Annotated in this window: 3 protein-coding genes; 1 reads left to right on the forward strand and 2 read right to left on the reverse strand. The window is 53.7% G+C overall.

From position 1 onward, the window contains the following. Window positions 1-301, reverse strand: a 301-nt coding sequence (locus V6D20_23120) for a hypothetical protein (GenBank protein ID HEY9818671.1), incomplete at its 3' end; no start/stop codon positions are given. Between the two features lie 155 nt (window positions 302-456). On the opposite strand from V6D20_23120, the gene V6D20_23125 reads away from it, so the two are divergent. After that, window positions 457-819 (forward strand): hypothetical protein, encoded by a 363-nt coding sequence (locus tag V6D20_23125; protein ID HEY9818672.1) that lies wholly within the window; start codon window positions 457-459, stop codon window positions 817-819. Between the two features lie 31 nt (window positions 820-850). Here V6D20_23125 and V6D20_23130 read toward each other — a convergent pair. Further along, the coding region (locus tag V6D20_23130) for a hypothetical protein (GenBank protein HEY9818673.1) at window positions 851-1,314 on the reverse strand (464 nt) is incomplete at its 5' end.

Genomic DNA, 1,314 nt, shown 5'->3' on the forward strand with positions numbered 1-1,314 from the left:
TGGACGCCTTGGCATCCGTTCCGAGGGCAGCAGCCTCGGTCATGGCTCGCGCAAGGGCCTCCATGGCACGGGGGCCGGTGCAGCCCGAGTAGCGCATGAACAGCGCCAGAGCGGCCTTGGTGGGGACGCTGGTGGTGGGGACGTAGGACTCGTCCTCTCCGACCTTGACCGTGCCGGTGACGCGGAAGGCGACCACTTCGTCAACCACGTAGGTGCCGGGACCAACGTCGTCACGGACATCCTTGGCAAGCTTGGCGGTGGCGGTGTTCAGGGCAAGAAGGGTAGCGGCGGAGGTGGTCATTTGTTTTACTTTTCTCGGAGGTTTCTGGTTGGGACTTTCTCTGTCCCTTGTTGATGAATATACTATAACAGAGCTTGATGAAGAAGTAAAGCTAATATGGGATATTATTTGTCCGATAACGAAAAAACATTTTTTGCGGTTGGTTTTATAGTGTCATGACTAGCGCCCAACGCTTTACCAAAGAAATTTACATCATGACTGAAAAAACTGAACCAACTGCCGAAGCAACACCACCAACAGAAGAAAAGCTCTACGCTCTAGCCGATGAGACGATTGCTCTCATTAGAGAGATTCTCCAGCTAACCCTCTACACGGGTACCAACATCATTGACCACTTGCGTGCCGTTAGACTTGTGGAGTCAGACTCAGGTAAACTGGTACCAAACGACAAGTATGTTGAGGAGTACAATAAAATGGTAGCTGCTTTTGCAGAGAAGGCAAAGCAAATGGCAGAAGAAGCTCGCTTGGCTGCCGCATCTGCCCGTGTCGTTGACGAGTTCAATACTACCAAGCACTGACCCCCTCTTTTCGACCCTCTAATAGAACAACTCAGACGCCAGCACCCATGCTGGCGAAGTTGTAGTTCACTTGAGCAATCTCAAGCTTAGCCTGGAGGTCCGTCATGTCGGCAACGAACTTGTTGAGAAACTCCAGCTCAGCTGCATCCTTGGCAGCAGTGATAGCGTCAGAGGTAACGCTAGCGGGCTGACAGGAGCCCTTGGTGACCCAGTGAGTCTTGCCAGCGCTGGTCTTGAAGCCATAGCGCTCCTTGCCCGTGAAGCGGCACTCACCGCGCCAGAACACCTTGCCCTGGTCACCAACCTCGTTGCCCTTGCCCTTGCGAGTGACCACGATCATGTCGCCGTTGTCGACTGCCTTGAGCTTTAGGGCAGCTGCATTACGCACGTCCTTGATGCGCTGCGCCTTGGTGGCGATCATGGTGTCAATGCTGTTGCTGATGTGCTTGACGTCTCCATGAGCCTCGGAGAACTTGCGCCATGCATGAGTGATGT

Source organism: Candidatus Obscuribacterales bacterium, from assembly GCA_036703605.1.
Taxonomy (GTDB): Bacteria; Cyanobacteriota; Cyanobacteriia; order RECH01; family RECH01; genus RECH01.

What these genes read in the sequence shown, in the direction of transcription:
- V6D20_23125 (HEY9818672.1), top strand. Translation starts at nt 457, where the DNA reads ATGACTAGCGCCCAACGCTTTACCAAAGAAATTTACATCATGACTGAA.